At 33.0% G+C, this 17,206-nt stretch carries 19 protein-coding genes and 1 rRNA gene (1 of these 20 running past the window's edge); 5 read left to right on the top strand and 15 right to left on the bottom strand.

Annotated elements, in window-relative coordinates; all coding sequences use genetic code 11:
- Position 1: 1 nt before the first annotated feature.
- The 10 genes from hypD to C3L23_RS03760 all read right to left on the bottom strand — a co-directional run bounded on the left by hypD (position 2) and on the right by C3L23_RS03760 (position 7,808).
- A complete protein-coding gene (gene hypD, locus C3L23_RS03805; RefSeq protein WP_127680007.1) occupies positions 2 to 1,120 on the bottom strand; it encodes a hydrogenase formation protein HypD in 1,119 nt (372 codons plus the stop codon).
- A 20-nt stretch (positions 1,121 to 1,140) separates the two neighbouring features.
- Complete coding sequence (locus C3L23_RS03800) at positions 1,141 to 1,452, bottom strand: HypC/HybG/HupF family hydrogenase formation chaperone (protein ID WP_127680005.1); 312 nt, start codon at positions 1,450 to 1,452, stop codon at positions 1,141 to 1,143.
- 27 nt (positions 1,453 to 1,479) lie between these two features.
- Complete coding sequence (gene hypB / locus C3L23_RS03795) at positions 1,480 to 2,193, bottom strand: hydrogenase nickel incorporation protein HypB (RefSeq protein WP_127680003.1); 714 nt, start codon at positions 2,191 to 2,193, stop codon at positions 1,480 to 1,482.
- Between the two features lie 178 nt (positions 2,194 to 2,371).
- A complete protein-coding gene (locus C3L23_RS03790) occupies positions 2,372 to 3,130 on the bottom strand; it encodes an energy-coupling factor ABC transporter ATP-binding protein (RefSeq protein ID WP_127680001.1) in 759 nt (252 codons plus the stop codon).
- Entirely contained in the window at positions 3,123 to 3,671 is a 549-nt protein-coding gene (locus tag C3L23_RS03785) for an energy-coupling factor transporter transmembrane component T (protein ID WP_127679999.1), read from the bottom strand. Before C3L23_RS03785 ends, C3L23_RS03790 begins: the two co-directional genes overlap by 8 nt.
- On the bottom strand, positions 3,668 to 4,039 hold the full coding sequence (locus C3L23_RS03780; RefSeq protein WP_127679997.1) for a PDGLE domain-containing protein: 372 nt from the start codon (positions 4,037 to 4,039) through the stop codon (positions 3,668 to 3,670). Before C3L23_RS03780 ends, C3L23_RS03785 begins: the two co-directional genes overlap by 4 nt.
- The gene (gene cbiM / locus C3L23_RS03775) at positions 4,036 to 4,677 is read right to left on the bottom strand and encodes a cobalt transporter CbiM (RefSeq protein ID WP_127679995.1); all 642 of its coding nucleotides are present in this window, start codon (positions 4,675 to 4,677) and stop codon (positions 4,036 to 4,038) included. The genes C3L23_RS03780 and cbiM overlap by 4 nt, the downstream gene beginning before the upstream one ends.
- 376 nt (positions 4,678 to 5,053) lie before the next feature.
- Entirely contained in the window at positions 5,054 to 5,806 is a 753-nt protein-coding gene (locus tag C3L23_RS03770; protein WP_127679993.1) for an ABC transporter ATP-binding protein, read from the bottom strand.
- Between the two features lies 1 nt (position 5,807).
- Positions 5,808 to 6,788, bottom strand: a complete 981-nt coding sequence (locus tag C3L23_RS03765) for an iron ABC transporter permease (RefSeq protein ID WP_127679991.1) — start codon at positions 6,786 to 6,788, stop codon at positions 5,808 to 5,810.
- A gap of 9 nt (positions 6,789 to 6,797) precedes the next feature.
- The gene (locus tag C3L23_RS03760) at positions 6,798 to 7,808 is read right to left on the bottom strand and encodes an ABC transporter substrate-binding protein (protein ID WP_127679989.1); all 1,011 of its coding nucleotides are present in this window, start codon (positions 7,806 to 7,808) and stop codon (positions 6,798 to 6,800) included.
- A 123-nt stretch (positions 7,809 to 7,931) separates the two neighbouring features.
- On the opposite strand from C3L23_RS03760, the gene C3L23_RS03755 reads away from it, so the two are divergent.
- Positions 7,932 to 8,546: a hypothetical protein gene (locus tag C3L23_RS03755; RefSeq protein WP_127679987.1), complete on the top strand. Its 615-nt coding sequence runs from the start codon at positions 7,932 to 7,934 to the stop codon at positions 8,544 to 8,546.
- On the opposite strand, the gene C3L23_RS03750 is transcribed toward C3L23_RS03755, so the two are convergent.
- Positions 8,543 to 11,296, bottom strand: a complete 2,754-nt coding sequence (locus tag C3L23_RS03750) for a DNA mismatch repair protein MutS (protein ID WP_127679985.1) — start codon at positions 11,294 to 11,296, stop codon at positions 8,543 to 8,545. The two genes, C3L23_RS03755 and C3L23_RS03750, sit on opposite strands and share 4 nt — an antisense overlap.
- 48 nt (positions 11,297 to 11,344) lie before the next feature.
- Between C3L23_RS03750 and C3L23_RS03745 the strand changes: the two genes are divergently transcribed.
- The 3 genes from C3L23_RS03745 to C3L23_RS03735 are packed head-to-tail and all read left to right on the top strand — an operon-like array spanning position 11,345 to position 13,338.
- Complete coding sequence (locus C3L23_RS03745) at positions 11,345 to 11,920, top strand: MarC family protein (protein ID WP_127679983.1); 576 nt, start codon at positions 11,345 to 11,347, stop codon at positions 11,918 to 11,920.
- Between the two features lie 9 nt (positions 11,921 to 11,929).
- Positions 11,930 to 12,202: a hypothetical protein gene (locus C3L23_RS03740; RefSeq protein ID WP_127679981.1), complete on the top strand. Its 273-nt coding sequence runs from the start codon at positions 11,930 to 11,932 to the stop codon at positions 12,200 to 12,202.
- Positions 12,199 to 13,338, top strand: a complete 1,140-nt coding sequence (locus tag C3L23_RS03735; RefSeq protein WP_127679979.1) for an MFS transporter — start codon at positions 12,199 to 12,201, stop codon at positions 13,336 to 13,338. The genes C3L23_RS03740 and C3L23_RS03735 overlap by 4 nt, the downstream gene beginning before the upstream one ends.
- Here the strand turns inward: C3L23_RS03735 and prmC are convergent.
- Positions 13,328 to 14,101 carry a peptide chain release factor N(5)-glutamine methyltransferase gene (prmC, locus tag C3L23_RS03730; RefSeq protein WP_127679977.1) on the bottom strand — a complete coding sequence of 258 codons (774 nt, stop codon included), beginning with the start codon at positions 14,099 to 14,101 and terminating at the stop codon, positions 13,328 to 13,330. The two genes, C3L23_RS03735 and prmC, sit on opposite strands and share 11 nt — an antisense overlap.
- A gap of 75 nt (positions 14,102 to 14,176) precedes the next feature.
- Here prmC and C3L23_RS03725 point away from each other — a divergent pair, with 75 nt between their 5' ends.
- Positions 14,177 to 14,983, top strand: coding sequence for an ABC transporter substrate-binding protein (locus C3L23_RS03725; protein WP_246831098.1), 807 nt, complete (start codon positions 14,177 to 14,179; stop codon positions 14,981 to 14,983).
- 1 nt (position 14,984) lies between these two features.
- Here C3L23_RS03725 and C3L23_RS03720 read toward each other — a convergent pair whose 3' ends face one another.
- The 3 genes from C3L23_RS03720 to rrf form a co-directional block, all read right to left on the bottom strand.
- Positions 14,985 to 15,644, bottom strand: a complete 660-nt coding sequence (locus C3L23_RS03720) for an SDR family NAD(P)-dependent oxidoreductase (protein WP_127679975.1) — start codon at positions 15,642 to 15,644, stop codon at positions 14,985 to 14,987.
- On the bottom strand, positions 15,641 to 16,834 hold the full coding sequence (locus tag C3L23_RS03715; protein ID WP_127679973.1) for a M48 family metallopeptidase: 1,194 nt from the start codon (positions 16,832 to 16,834) through the stop codon (positions 15,641 to 15,643). Before C3L23_RS03715 ends, C3L23_RS03720 begins: the two co-directional genes overlap by 4 nt.
- Before the next feature lie 272 nt (positions 16,835 to 17,106).
- Positions 17,107 to 17,206: ribosomal RNA gene (rrf, locus tag C3L23_RS03710) — 5S ribosomal RNA — on the bottom strand (it continues 16 nt past the right edge of the window).

Genomic DNA, 17,206 nt, shown 5'->3' with positions numbered 1-17,206 from the left:
ATTATCTTGCATATCTGTAATATGCGTTACATGCACCCTCATCACTAACCATACAGCTTCCAAGCGGGCTGCTAGGCGTACAGGCGCTACCAAACACTTTACAGTCGGTAGGTTTTGCAAGCCCTCTTAAAATCTGTCCGCAGATACACAGTTTATGATCGTCAATAGGTTCGTTTGGCAATATGTCTGCAAATACTTTTTCAGCATCAAACTCGGCATATTCCTCTCTTAATTTAAGAGCGCTTTTAGGAATATCCCCAAGCCCTCTCCATCTAAATGAATCTCTTACGTCCATATACTTGTCTATCATTTTTTGCGCAAGAACGTTTCCGTCCCATGTAGTAGCACGTTTATACTGGATTTCAACTTTAGGCTCGCCTTTTAATTTTTGCCTTACAAGCATCAAAATACTTTCCATAACGTCAACCGGTTCAAAGCCCGCTACAACGACAGGCGTATTATATCTGTCAACCAAAAACTGATAACTTTTTGCACCGATTATAACACTCACGTGGCTAGGACCTATAAATGCGTTAATCTTTGCTTCTCCGCTGTCCATAATTGCTCTCATAGGAGGCGGGACAAGAACGTGGTTAATATGATAATAAATATTTTTAACACCTTCTTTAAAGGCTCTTTCCATTAAAGCAGCCGTCATAGGAGTTGTTGTTTCAAAACCTATAGCAAAAAACACAACTTTTTTATCAGGGTTTTCTTTTGCGATTTTAAGCACGTCAAGAGTTGAATGAAGAGGTCTTACATCAGCTCCTTCCGCCCTTACTTTGGCAAGAGAGCTTTTGCTTCCGGGAACTCTTATCATATCTCCCAGAGTAGCTAAAATCACACCTTCCTGTTTTGCAAGCTCAATCGCGTGGTCAATTCTTTCTTTTGGCATAACGCACACAGGACATCCGGGACCGTGAATAAACTCGATATTATCCGGAAGCAGCTGCTTAATTCCGTATTTCATAATCGTATGTGTATGACCTCCGCAAATTTCCATAACCCTCATAGGTTCTTTAAGATCTTTTGCTTCTTTTCTTATTAGTTCGGCTAACGTTTTCATAGCCGTAGGATCTCTGAATTTAAAATATAAATCTTTAAGTGTTAAATCGCTCATTTTTCAGCTCCGTTATTTTTTTATTTGTTTTCCTCTTCTTCCGGTTTGTATAATAAAGGACCGTCTTCTGTTACAAGCCGTTCGGGATCTATTTCAAAATCCTCGTTCATGGCGGCTTCTGCAAGCATTTTATACACCTCTATACTCTCGAGCGCTTCTTTTTCGTCTATTTTACCCATTGCGTATCCAACATGGATAAGCACATAATCGCCAGGTTTAACTTCTTCTTGAATCAAGTCAAGGCTAACCTGTCTTTTTACGCCTAAAGTATCAACTTCCGCTATGTTGTTTTCATCTATACTCAAAACTTTGCTAGGAATTGCCAAACACATATTTTCTCCTTTTTTTTGCGCTCAAAATTACTGATTTTTGAGCGAGTTTAAATGTTCTTCTCTTTTTTGCTTAATCCATTCGATTATTTCATCCAAACCTTCGCCTGTTTTATTATTAAGCAGCACTACAGGCACTCCTGGTTTTAGTTTTCTGGCATTTTCAATTGCTCTTTCGATATCAAAATCAAAATAATCAACCATGTCCGCTTTTGTAATAACAACTATGTCGGCTTTTCTAAACATTACAGGATATTTCTCAATTTTATCGTCTCCTTCAGGCACACTTACAAATACCATATTGTAATGTGCTCCGACATCATAGCTTGCAGGACACACAAGGTTTCCAACGTTTTCTATAAAAGCCACTTCAACATCATCAAAAGGAAATTCAGGCATAGCATGTTTAACCATTCCGGCGTCAAGATGACATGCTCTTCCTGTTTGAAGCTGAAAAGACCAGATACCTTTGTTTCTGATCCTCTCTGCATCTCTGCTTGTTTCTAAATCTCCCTCGATTACACCGAATTTATAAGGCAGTCTGTCCGCCAGATTTTCAAGTGTGGTTGTTTTACCGCTTCCGGGAGAACTCATCATATTAAAACATGTAATTTTATGTTCATCAAAAGTTTTTCTGATTTCATCTGCCATTGCGTTGTTTTTAGAAAGAATTTTCTCAATTACCGTAACTTTGTGAGATAATTGAGGATTATTTTTAATATCTTCATTAATAATTTCAGCCATATCGACTCCTTTTTTAAAGTAGAAATATACTTAAGTAGTGAAGTAGATAAGATCTAATGAATCTTCATTCTTTATTGCTTAACCAACTTAACTGCTTCACAACTTCACAATTTGAATTATACACTGAAAATTTAAAAAAAACTTAAAATCTGATTTTTCTTGTATATGTTTTGGACTGTTAGAAGTGTAAATGATAGTGAGAATGTATAAATTTTTTATGTCTGTGCTTATGTTTGTGAATAAGATTAGCTTGTAATAATACATCAAGATTCTTCATAAGCTCTTCCATATCGCCGTCATATACCACTTTATGATTTTCATCCATAACAACAGCCCTGTCGCTTAGTTCATACGCAACAGCAAGATCATGCGTTGCAATTATTGCCGTAATATCGAGATCATAAATAAAATCTATAAACCATCCGGTCGTTTTCGGATCCATGGCCGCAGTAGGCTCGTCTAAAAGCAAAACTTCAGGCTCATAAACCAGTATTGAAGCCAGCATAATTTTCTGTTTTTCACCACCGCTCAGTTCAAGCGGAGATTTTTTAAGAAATTTTTCTATTCCAAATTTTTTTGCAATATTGATTACCCTGTCATCAATATTGTCAAAACCGAACTCTTTAAGAGAAAAAGCAATTTCATCATATACTGTAGGATTAAATATCATAGCTTCCGGATTTTGAAAAAGAATACCTATTTTTTTTCTAAAATCTTTTTTTACATTTTTTTTAGTTATTTTAACATTGTCTAAATAATAATCACCTTTATTAGGAAAATACAAGCCTGCCAATATTCTGAGCACAGTAGATTTTCCGCTTCCGTTATTCCCTAACAAAATCAGTTTTTCTCTGTTTTTAATAGAAAAACTGATATTATCCAAAGCTAAAGAATCTTCATAGTAATAACTTATATTTTTTAGTTCTATTTTATTCATTTTTACTCCCATCATCAAAAAACCCTCTGGCTCTCATTGCCAAAGCTCTTTCATGTGCGTCATGCATCGATTTTTTCAAGAAAAACATAAATACATTTTTTACAAACACTTTTTCTTTATTTCTCAAATTTACAACTCTGGCTTTAAAAGCCATTCTGAAGTCTTCAAACGTTTTTTTATAAGAATATATCTGAGAAAGCGTTATAGTAAGCAGATAACTCATTTCTTTTGAAAATGAAAAAAATTCTATAATACTGACTTTTGAGAAAAACCAAAAAACAAACAAGGTCAAAGTAAAAACTTTAAGATTTATATACGCTATATAATACCATGGATTAATACTTTTAAAAATGCTTAAAATCAGATAGCCTATACTTACGCTAAGATTAAAGAAAAATATAGATTTTATAACTTTTTTACTCAGTTTCCAGGCATTTTTAAAAGCTATTAATTCAACAACCGCAAAAGCTAACGCCAAATATTCGATATTCTTTAATGACAAAATCAAAAAGAAAAAGAAAAAAAGAAGTATTTGTTTCATTTGCTGCTATTTTTATTTGAAATTATTTTTGCAAGTATAAAATAAACTGCAAAAAGCAAAACAACACCTACTATAGCACTGACATAATAACCTAATACTTCATTTGCTCCCGGAATTCCGTAATCAGGCAATAAATGCGGAAACTGGAATTTATTACCCCATTCTACAAGACCCTGTGGTACAAATCCTAAATGCTCTTTATACCAGCTTGGATCCCATTCTCCGTAAGCATCTGCACTGTCTAACAGTCCTAATGGAACAAATACTATTAAAATCGCTAAAACCGACAAAACTATCTTTTTAGTAGTACTCATTTCAGCAATTTTTTCACCAAAAGTTTTTGGACTATCATTATGTTTTACACTCATGCCATCATCCTTTCAGCAACATTTTTAGATAATAATGAATAAACAATCTGTGTTAATGTACCTTCAGCAAAACCTATTACCAGATGTGCAATAACCATAGCAGGTATTGAAACTTTCAAATCAAACGGAAAATACAGAGGATGCCCGTGTGCTGTCCAAAAAATCGGCTGAATTCCTAATACAGTACCGGTAAATAAAGCTGAACACACTATACCTACATAACCAGCAATAAACGGACTGAATTTATAATTTTTAAGCGCTTGAAACACATAATAACCTACAAAACTTCCTATAAATCCCATCGATAAAGAATTAACAGCCCATGTCGTAATTCCGCCGTCTCCAAAAACAATAGCCTGTATAAGCAATACCAAGGAAACTGAAACATATCCAACCCAAGGTCCAAACAGTATCGATATCAACACCGCTCCGACAGGATGTGCTGTTGTTCCGCCTGGAACAGGTATATTAAACATCATAATAACAAAGCTTAAAGCGCTCACAGCTCCAAGCAATGGAAGTGTTTTTTCATTTAAAGTTTCTTTTAGTTTCTTAAAACCGTACACCCATAAAGGTACTGCAACTGCATAAGCTGCAACACATGTTTCAGGTGATAAATATCCGTCAGGAATATGCATTGTAAACTCCTTTGTTAATTTTTATAGTGAATTGTAACTCATTTTTTTAAAAAAAACTTAAAAAAACATTATTCTTATATATTTTTAGAACCAATAATTAACTGTTTTTATTAATTTACGGTCCCAATTTTATACAAGTCTAATTGTTTAATACAATTAACTTAATCTTATGGCCATAGCATAACTTGTTGTTATAGAAAACAGACAAAACCGTCAATATTTAAAAAAGAATTAAATATTATCTTTATTTAATGATTAGTGACAGACACTTAACAGAAGATAAGAAGGAAAACATTTCCTTCTTGAAGAAACTTTTTAAAAGGCTTACTGAAATTTTATAAAACAAAACTTAAAGTTAGATTAAACGACCATTCATTTACTTTATAATAATAATTTTATCATTCTTATATTCGCATATTTCTACATCTATGTCATAGATTTTTTTTATAATATCTCCATTAATTATACTTATATCACCCTCTTCTTCTATTTTACCGTTTTTCATAAATATAAATTTATCACAGAATTTTAAAGCAAGATTTATATCATGCATGACTAAAATACTCAAAATTTCTTTATTTTTGCTGTAGTTTCTAATTAATTTTAATATATTTACCTGATTTTTTATATCCAGATTATTTGTCGGTTCGTCTAAAAGCAGCACTTCGCTTTCCTGAAGAAGCGCTCTGGCAATTACAACTTTTTGCAGTTCTCCGCCGCTTAACTCATTAGTCGGAACAAAAGCCTTTTTTTCTAAATCAAGAATTTTCAGCATCTCTTCAACTTTTGCCAAATCCTCTTTTTTTGGAGAATGTCTAAAATAAACCTTTCTTCCTAGCAGCAGCGTATCAAATACGTTTAAATATCCGCCTTCGCTTTTTTGATTAACATAGCCTACCTTTTTACCCAGTTCGGCATAATCAAGTCTGTGTAAATCCTCTTTTCCTAAATAAACGGTTCCTTTTTTAGGTTTTATTATTCTTGCTATAGATTTTAAAAGAGTGGATTTACCGGCTCCGTTCACACCTAAAATAGCAACGACCTCACCTTTTTTAAGTTCAAAACTGATATCATTTAATATCTTACTGCTTTTGTAGCAGAATCTTAAATTGTCAACACTGAAAATCATTTTATTTCCTGTACAGTTTTATAAGAAGTATTAAAAACAAAGGTGCGCCGATAAAAGACGTAAGTATCCCCACCGGAAGTTCTATAGGAGAAAGAAGCATTCTGGAGCCAATATCGGAAACAAGCAGCAAAGTCGCCCCTATAATTGCGCTAATAGGCAGTAAAAATCTGAAATCTCCGCTGACAAGTCTTGCAAAATGCGGAGCTATCAAACCTATAAATCCTATAATTCCAAAATAAGCCACACTGACAGAACTTAACAAAGTAGCAATTAACAGAGAAACTAATGTCAGTTTTTTTACATTTACACCGACATTTTCACTTTCCGATATGTCCAAAGCGTTAAAATCCCATTTTTTAAAATAAAAATAAATCGCACTGCCGGCAAAAATCAAAGCTACAATACCTATACTGAAATATTCAGCTTTACTTAAATCTCCAAAACTCCAGTTTATTATATTGCTAAGCTGCAGATCATCTGCAAAATACTGCAAAAACATACTTGCACTCCCAAAAAGTGCGCTTATAGCTACACCGCTTAATACCAGAACTTCAGGAGAAAAACCTCTTAATCTGCTCAACAGTAGTATCATAGCCGTTAAGACATTTGCTCCCAAAAATGCAAACAAAGGCAGATATAAGGATGAAAAAAAGACTATGCTCAAACTGGCACCGAACAGCGCTCCGTGCGAGATGCCGAGAGTAAAAGGAGATGCCAGAGGGTTTTTGAGAATATACTGCATTACAAGTCCGGCGACTCCTAAAGAAGCGCCTACCAATACAGCAGCGAGACTTCTTGGAAGCCTGATTTCATAAATTACAAAATATTCGCTGTTTTTAGTAAAATATGCGTTAAATATAGATTTTATACTGTAATTAATATCTCCGACTTTGACTGATATTAAAAAAACAGCTGTTAAAACTATAAAAGCAAAAAAAATAAAAAAAATATTTTTATTAAGAATTTTTAAATAATCCTGCAATGAAAACCTTTAATATAGTTTTTTAAATCCTCCGAAAAATTTTGCCATGGAATTATAACAAGGTTTTCCTACTAAAAATTTATAAATTTCGTTGCTTTTTTCAACTATGTTAATATCTCTAAATTTTTCAGGAGCCAAAACTTTACCTATATAATATGTATCCGCGTAAGCCGTGCCGATATTTGTCATATAGTTATTATATGGAAGTATCCCGTAGATCTGTTTTTGCCTGAATGCTTTTAATTTTTTAATCAGACCGTCTTTTTTTACAAACTTCAGTCCGCTTTCGTCTATAAATATAACGTCCGGATTAATAATAAAAAGTTTTTCTTTATCTATAAAGATCTGTGATTTAGCATTTACATTTACCGCATTTGAAACTCCAAGCATTTCAAAAGGAGGAAACTTAGGCATTGTAGAAGTTATACCATGAAGACCTTTAAAAGCGACGGCCCCGATATATACTTTTTTATTACATTTAAATTTTCTGCTTTTTATATCCCTGTCCAGCTTCTTTATAAAATCTATTACTCTATCAGCTCTTTTTTGCTTATTCAGCAAATTTCCTAAAATTTTTATAGAATTAAAAAACTTCTTATTAGCAAACGTACCCAAATTGCCGTAGCTGATTACAATAACAGGTATTCCGGTTTTTTTAGTTATCATATCCGCTTTTTGTTTAGAAATGTATCCGGCGATTATCACATCCGATTTTAGTTTTAGAACGGCTTCCAGGTTTATTCTGGGATTTGGACCTCCCATTCCTATTACAGGAAGTTTTAAAAGTTCTTTATGGGCAAGGATATACGGTCTGGCATAAATAAATTTTTTTTCTTTTTTTTCTATTCCGACTACTTTATTTTGAGACTGTAAATATACTACAAGCCTTAAAGCTCCGGGTCCAACAGCAACAATACTCTGAATATTGTCAGACACATTTACATGTCTGTTTAAAGAATCTACTATTATTTTTGCGTTTAACGCAATTACTGCCAAAATTAACAGAAAAAATTTTTTCATTGATAACTCCAAAGAGAGGGGATTTTCTAAAAAGGTCAATAAAATCATATCATATAAACTTAAATATTTCTTAAATTTTAATTTTTCTTATATAATTTTAGAACAAAACTTTAAAGGAACAACATGAGCTGTGTTTACTGCGACCATTATATTCTGTATAAATTAAAAGACGGCTATTATAAATGTGCAAAATGCAAAAGAAAGTTTTCACCCAAAAAAATAGACAGAAAGGCAAAAATTCTGCATGCGTTTTTAATGGAACTGACCCCTTCGAAAATTTCAGAAAAATATAATTTCGCATATGCAAGCGTAGTTAAAGAAATACAGCATATTCGAGAAGTTATGGCTAAAATATGTGAAGATGAATTTCTTAAAAAAAATGAAATAACTGAATTTGACGAATATCTGTATATTCCTAAAACCAATAAAAAAAACATTCATTCAATATATAAAGCTCAGAATTTCCTGACAATTGATTACGGAGGAAAAATATACAACATTCTTCTTAACGATATGAAAGTTTACGAAAACATGGACCCGGAAGAGATAAAAAAGCTTATGCGCCAGAGCCATATTATAAAAATAAAACAAAATATCAATATTCCTATGTTTTGGGAATATTTTGAAAATTTCATTACGAAATTCAAAGGGATAAAAAAAGATAAATTCTTTTATTATCTAAAAGAAGCGGAATTCAGGTTTAATAAATTCAAAATCGAGGTAAAAGACATCGTCTAATCCGCTTCTTCAAAATGAAGCTCAATCCCTTTGCTTGTAGTGACAAACCCGGTTATTCTTATTTTCCCTTCATGAACCATTTTGTGGTGTTTTTTACATAAAGGTATGAGATTGTATTTGTGATGAACCGGCATATGGTCGATAAATCCCTCTTTTGCTTTTTCTTTTTCTTTTATATGATGAACATCTTCAACCGGCTTGCCGCAAATTGCACAGGTTGTAACAAACAGGTTTTTGTTATATCTGCTTTTTTTCTTCTTAAGTAGAAGCTCGATTTCACTGTATTCATCGGTCAGTTTTTTTCTTATATTTTCTGCCAGTTTTATAAATTCACCGTCCATGTAAATAGATTTTGCGAATTCAAGTCCGTAAACACTGCTGCCGCTTCCGTCTTTAAGTTTTCTGTCATATACGAGTTTTTCTCCGTCAAACCACACTTCAAGATGTTTTGCCACTACGTTTGAAAGATTTTTTACCTCATCTATATCCATAAGCTGATGAAGGTGTGTGGCAAACAGGAAGTTTATTTTCCTTTTTGCAAGTTTCACAACGGCACTTGCCACAATAGCCAAAGCCGAAGTTGTTTCAGTCCCGTGTGCTATTTCATCTCCCAATACAAGGGAATGCTCGTTTGCACGGTTGAATATATTTTTAAGTTCCAACATTTCAACGGCAAAAGTTGAAAGACCTTTAGTTAAATTATCACTGGCTTCAATTCTGGTAAAAATCCCCTGATAAGGAGTAAATTCCATTTTCTCACACGGAACGAAAAAACCTCCCTGAGCCAAAAACACAGCTATTCCTACGCTTTTCATCAGAGAGCTTTTACCCGAGCTGTTAATTCCGTATAAAAGCATTCCGTCATATTCGTTAAAATCTATATCATTCGGAACATAAACACCGTTTTCCTGATTTATTTCAATCAAAGGATGCCTCAGGGCTTTAAAAGATGCTTTTTTGTTTTTTAATTTAGGTTTTGAATAATTCAATTCCTTAGCAATTTTTGCACTGCTGACAGCTACGTCGATTTTGGCTATTTCATTTGCTATGTTTTGTAAAATATCAAATTCCTTTTCTATCTCCCCTAATTTCTTAATGAATATTTTACTTGTCTTTTTTATAATTTTATTTTGAAGGGCAATAATTTTATCACTTATCTCATCAATAAAATCTCCGCTTATTTTAACACTGTTTGTAAGCTGTTTTACTCTCAAATCATCTAAAAAAAGTTTTTCTCCGTCAATATCTACAAAGCTCTCACTAAATTTGTCTTTAATCATATTAAATCTGTTTTTGGTAAGACTGAAATAAAACCCTTCTTTATCAAGCTGGTTAATCTCCACTTTTACATCACCCAAAGATTCGATTTTGTTTTTTATTTTTTTCAGCTGTAATATATATTTCTCTTTTTCGTCTACAAGCTCATCAAGATTTTTATCTATTCCGCGTTTAAAAAAACTTTCTTTAATATCTTCAAACTTTACGTTAATTTTATCCAGTTCAAAATTTCTTTTTATAAACTCTACAAAAAAATCTATTTTTGTTGTTCTCTTTTTCAGCTTTAAATAAATTTCGCTTACAGATTCAAGAGAATTAAGTAAAAAAGTAATTTCAAACGGATGGAGTTTTTTAAGTTTTATTTTTCTGTCTATTTTTTCAAGATCATATATTTCTCTCAGCAGAGATTCAAATTCCTGATACCGGTTCAACATAAAAGCAACGGATTTATATCTTTTTTCAAGTTCCGCTTCATCTCTGATGGGATTGAAAAGTCTTTCTTTAATAAGTCTTTTTCCCATGGCGGTTTTAGTTTTGTCTATAAGTTTTAAAACTTTATAAATTTCAAGCTGTTTTATAGGATTGTTTCCTAAATACACAAACTTGTCATCCTCGATAAGCACAGGCTCTTTAAGTTTACTTAAAAGGTCTTTATTATGGGCTATTACAAACTCAAGCAATATACCCAATGATTCAGTAATTAAAGGAAACTTTTCAAAATTCATTACTTCAATGGGACTCAGCAGACTCTGAATGTTATAAACTCTTTTAAATATCTCATTTTGATATTTTATATCCATTCTTGTTCTGTTGATTACAATGTTTTTTCCGTCCAGTTCCAGATAATTTACAATTTCATCACATTCAACGTTTTTAAGCGTAAGTATAATTTCATGACTTTTATATGTCTGAAGCAGTCTAAACAGTTCGTCCAAAGCAAAAGTCGGATCGTCTTTTGTCGAATAATTCTCATATACGTAACTTTTTCCGGTTGTTACATCAACGTTTGCAAACCCTACATGAAAAGCGGAATACTTTTCTACTATTATTGAAGTTACGTAATTTTCAGGAGTTTTTGAATATTCAAGATTTACACCTGGAGATATTATTTCACTAAGATATCTTTTAACATTTGGCGGAGTTCCTTTTTGTTTTATCAGAATAATTGTATATCTGTTTTCTTCTATAAGTTTTTCAAGATAGCGATCAAGCGCATGATTCGGAAATCCTGCCATCAGAGGGTTTTTAACGTCAATTTCGGGAATGGATTTATTCTTTTTTGTAAGCTGTATATTTAATACATTTGCAATTTCCCTGGCTTTTCCGACTCCCTCGGCCTCATAAGTTTCAAAAAATGTTCCGACTTCCATTAATACTACGGCATTGGGATATATATCGTCATAATATTTTTGCAGGTCAAAATATATCTCGGTTAAAAGTTTTTTAGACGAGAGTAGTTTATTAACGTCCATAACAGCCTTTTTTGTGTATAATTATACACAATTTTCTAAAGGCGGATTATGGATATTTTGCATATTGCCGTAACACTTTTTCTTATAATGGATCCTTTTGGCAACTTTCCTGTTGTTTTATCTTTATTAAAAGATTACGACGAAAAACAGAAATTTCAAATAATTATCAGAGAACTGATATTTGCTTTTATTGTTATTTTTATTTTTATCTTTTTTGGAAAAAGCATTATGAGTTTCCTGGGACTCAGGGAAGAGTCAGTATCAATCGCCGGAGGAATAATTCTCTTTTTAATTGCGCTTAAAATGATTTTTCCAAGCAGTGAGCCGATGTTCGGAAAAGAAAACGAACTTTATCTGGTGCCTATTGCAATTCCTATGATTGCAGGTCCTTCACTGCTGGCAACACTTATACTGTTTTCTTCACAATATGGTATAGGCTTAGTCCTTGGAGCATCCTTTGTTTCATGGACATTAAGCGCTTTTATTATTATAATTTCACTCAAATTTTCTAAAATTATCCCAAACCGCGTATTCAGCGCTGTTGAAAAACTGATGGGTATGCTTTTAATCTCACTCTCCGTCCAGATGTTATTGGACGGAATCGCAAAATATTTACATTTTTAAGGAGTTAACATGAAAAAATTAATCACACTTGCATTTATCGCCACTTTTTCACTCGCATTCAACTGGAACAGTTTAGTAGGAGTTTTCAAAAAAACGGTTAATACTTTAAGTTACACCATTGCTACAAGCGGAATCAATCCTAGAGTATATGAATTTGACACACAGGGATATCCTAGAATGCATTGCGTTGTAGTATTCAGAGACGACCCAAAAGCCGCTCCAGCCATGCAGTGTATTGAAACAAAACCGGAATACATTAAAATGAACGAAAAACTGAAATGAAAAAATTTCAAAAATCAAAAGTACTGTTAATATCGTTTGCTCATTTTACACATGATATATTCTCTGCACTTCTGGCACCCATACTGCCTCTTCTTATAAGTAGACTTGGTATCACTCTTACAGAAGCGTCATTTTTGGATATAGCAAGAAAAGTGCCTTCACTTTTCAATCCCTTTCTGGGACTGATAGCTGAAAGAAACGACGCAAAATATTTCGTAATCCTGACACCGTCAATTACGGCGGTTTCAATGGGGCTCTTAAGCCTGACGTCATCTTATGCAGTAGCTCTTTTTTTATTGTTTGTTGCGGGACTCAGCGCAGCGTTCTTTCATATTCCAAGCCCTACGATGATTAAAGAGTTTTCAGGCAAAGAGAGCGGCAAAGGGATGAGCTATTTTATGGTCGGTGGTGAGAGTGCCAGAACCGTAGGACCAATTTTGGCAGCCGGGGTAATTTCTCTTTGGGGGCTTGACGGTATCTGGAAGCTGACACCTATTGGAATCATTTCAAGTCTTTTTTTATATTACAAACTTAAAGACTACAAAACTACATTTAATGCCAAAAAGTTTGAAAAAGGCGAAATCAAAGGTGTCTTAAACAAAGTCAAACCGTTTTTTAAAATGCTGACTCTTTTTATTATGTTCAATTATACGTCAAAATACGCCATGTCACTTTATTTACCGCTTTTTTTAACTCATCACGGCTACAGTGTCGAGAGCGCAAGTATTGCTTTTGGTATATTACAGGGTTTCGGTATTTTAGGAGCCTTTTTTGCAGGAAGATTCTCGGATAAAATCGGTCGCGTAAATATGCTGATGGTTTCCGCGCTAGGATCCGCAGTTTCTTTAATGTTTTTTTTACTGTTTTTTAAACAGTTTTTATGGTTTTTGCTTGCGCCTCTCGGATTTTTCCTGTTTACATCCTCACCGGTTCTGCTGGCTTTCGTCCATGACTTAAAAACAGACAAACCGACATTTGTCAACAGTATCTACATGGGAATAAATTTCGGAGTAAGCTCTGTTATAGTCTATCTTGTAGGACTTGTAGGGGAAAAAATTGGTCTATTTAAAACATTTGAAATTACGGTTGTATTAACATTAATTTCAATATTTTTTATAAACAGACTTAAAAAATAATCTCAACCCCTCTCACATTCCCCGCCAAATCGTTAAAAAATTCGAAACTTTCAACCTTGTCTTTTAAAAATCCGCTTAAAAGTTCTTTTTGGTTATACCCTATTTCTATTACCGCAGCTTTGTATTTCAGATCTTTTGCTTTAAGGATAAGCTCCTTTACTATATCAAGCCCGTCATCCCCTCCGAAAAAAGCCAAATCAGGCTCAAACTCATTAGGTTTTTCCCAACTGTTTTCCACATACGGAGGATTGGAAACAAGAATATCAGCTTTTATCTCCTTTCCTTCACAATTCAATAAATCACATTTTTTTATTTCAACATCGACATTATGCAAAGCTATGTTTTTTTCAGCCACTTCAATGGCAGTATCGCTGATGTCTGTCGCAATAACTTTGGCATTTGTATGCTTGGCAATTTCTATCGCAATCACCCCGCTTCCCGTACAGCAATCCACTACCTTACACTTTTCACTTTTCGTTTTACACTTTTCATTTATTAACTTTATCGCTCTTTCCAGCACTGCCTCCGTATCATCCCTTGGAATCAGCACACCCTCTTTTATATAAAACCTATCACCGTAAAACCAGACTTCCTCAAATATATATTCAATCGGATACCCTGATTTTACTTTTTGCAAAATCTCAACAGCTTCTTTCGGCACTTCCAGATCATCATGCAAAAACAGCCATGTTTTGTCTTTGTTTAGTACTTTTTCAAGTATGTAACTGCCGTTTGTTTCTTTTAAAAAATCTTTTATTTGCATTATTAAGCCTTATTTTATATAATAAATACATAATTTTTTAGAATTGTATAATATAATTGAGGGGGAGGGGTAATAGTGAAAAAATTACTGTTATTAATTATTATAATTTTATTAAAATTAAACGCTAATAATTATAATCAGACTATACATATATGTGACGATGAAAATGAATGGCCGCCATTTACTTACTATAAAAGAATTGACGGGCATAAAGACAAACAACATTTAATTGGCGCTATGACTGAATTTTTAAATGTTATTTTTAAAAAAATAGGTACAAAATATACGTTAACCTTAATGCCTTGGAAAAGATGTACTTATCTTGTCTATTCATACAAAAAAGCCTCTAAAAAATATGAAATGTTTATTAACGGTACATACAATAAAGACAGGGCAAAAAAATATTATATCAGCAAACCTGTGTATTTTACATATCAGGCTGTATTTTATTCAAAAAATAAATATCCAAATGGAATCATTCATAACGGAAAATGGAATATCAATAAATATAAAATATGTGATGTAAACGGTTATAATATTAATTCCTATTATACTAAATTAGGTTTAAAAAAAAGCAAAAAAATAGACCAGGAAGCTGGAAGCTTTGAAAGTGTACTTAAAAAGATTTCAGTAGGCAGATGTGATCTTGTAGTTGCTTCTGAAGCAAATATATACGGTGCAGAAAAAATTGGAAAATATAAAATACCAAAAGATATAGCAAGTCAAAGAATACCAAATTTAAAACCTACAGCGTTTTATATTTTTATTTCAAAAGACTATCCAAATGCAAAAAAACTGTTAAAAGAAATAAACAAGGCAATTGATGAATTGAAAAAAGACGGTACTTATAAAAGAATTTTTACCAAATATAATGTATATTAATTTAAACTAGCCTTACATCCACAAAACTGCCGTTTTCAAATTCGTCAAGTTTTTCAATCGTTTTAACAATTCTTTCAACTCCTTCTTCCAGACTTACACGTCCGGCTTCTACCCTGTCAAGGCTTGGAAATTTAGAATGATCGCCGCTTATTACTTTTTCTACCATATCCGTATCAATAACTCCCGGAGCCAAAGCGTAAATTTTAGAATCAATTTCTTTTGAATATATACTTACCATCATATTTACCACACATTTGCTTAAAGAATATCCTCCCCAGCCTGGGTTTCCGTTTACGGCCGCCCCGCTGCTCATAACCACTATTTTTTCAGTAAAAGGAGCAAGTTCGTCTATCAAAACCTTATTAGCCCACACATTAATATCAAATATATTTTGAAGTTCTTTAACACTCCAATACTTCATCTCTTTAATCTCACCCAATATTCCCGCATTTAAAATAGCCACATCAAGCTCATCAATTTCAAGAGATTCTACGGCGTGAGGTATTTTTTCAAATGCATTTACATCAAGCCTGTAAAACCTTACAGCATCATCAAAGGGATTTTTTCTGCCTATTGCATAAACTTCATCCCCGTTTTCAATGTAATATTTCGCAAGTCCGTATCCTATACCTCTACTAATCCCAGTTATTAATACTTTCATTTCTCATTCTCCAGCTTTTCGAGTCTTTCCAAAATAGGAGGATGTGAATAGTAAATAAACGAATATAGTTTGCTGACTCTCGGAAAGTGCTTGTTTTCGCTTACAAGTTTTTTAAGTGCGCTTGCAAGGTCTTTTTTGCTTACAAGCTCACTTCCCATTTCATCGGCAGCAAATTCGTTGTGTCTGCTGATAAGATTTACAAACGGCTGTAATACAAAGAAAATCACTTCACTGAAAAGCAGTGCTAAAATAATTATATTCGCTCCAATTTTAGGCACCATAAGTTCTTTAAAAAGAGTATCCGGCAGATTACCGAATATCGCAAACAATACAAAAAGCATCACCCCCACAACAGCAATGTTTTTGAATATATCTTTGTGTTTGAAATGCCCAAGCTCATGCCCTAAAACTGCCAAAATTTCATCTTTAGAAAGTTTTTTAAGAAGCGTATCAAAAAGCACTACCCTTTTAGTATTACCAAACCCTGCAAAATAAGCATTCAACCTCGTATCCCTTTTACTTGCGTCCATTACATATATACCGCTGCTTTTAAATCCGACTTTAGCCATCATATCTTCAATGGCATCTTTAAGTTCTTCATCTTCAAGAGGAGTAAATTTGTTAAACATCTGTGCAAAAAACGGATATAAAAGATTAATCATTATTACTACACCGAATGTGAATACAAATCCGTATAACCACCAGTTTTGAAAATTCTCAATAAAATATATAAGTCCAGCGAAAAATACACCTCCGAATATTATAAATAAAAAGATCTTTTTAATTTCATCAACAAAAAACATACTCCAAGGTGCCACATTAAACCCGAATCTTTTATCTATATGCTTTTCCCAGATATTAATAGGCAAAGTTAAAATATAGTTAATTGCAAAAAAAGCCAAGAGTATTTCAAGTTCACTAAGCAAAGAATTACTTTTGTAAAGTAAGAAATTAATAATAAACAGTCCTCCGCTTAACCAAAACACAACTAAAAAAAGTGAAATTAAAGCATTGAAAATATTAAGGGTGTGTTTATATATAGAATATATCGCTGCGTCTTTATATGTTTCTATATCCATTAATACGGCACCGAGTCCAAATACATTTTTAATGTATATCACTTCTTTAATTTCCAAAATAATTTTTATAAATACATACACCCCAAATATTCCTATCAGCAGATTTACCATACTCAACCTTTTTTATGTGAATTATAGCATTTAAACTTGATTAAAAAGAAATTTATTATCTCATAAAAAATAAAGATAATATTTACAAATTATTCGAAAGGATGAGAATGAAAGATACTAACAGTGACAGACACCTTAGACACCCTAAACAACTACAAAAACAAGAAAGGACACAACAAATCAAAAAGTGCCAGACCCATATGTAGGATATTAAAAAGAGTTGATTGAAATGATGAATAGGCAGCTTTGGGACTTACAGTATATACTATAAATCCTAGCGGGGACCTACTTTCCCACACCTGAAAGGTGCAGTATCATCAGCGCTGTAGGGCTTAACTGCCAGGTTCGGAATGGAACTGGGTGTTTCCCCTA

The organism is Nautilia sp. PV-1, assembly GCF_004006315.1.
Lineage (GTDB): Bacteria > Campylobacterota > Campylobacteria > Campylobacterales > Nautiliaceae > Nautilia > Nautilia profundicola_A.
Note: the sequence above shows the minus strand (reverse complement) of the source record. Positions and strands in the feature narration are given on the sequence as shown.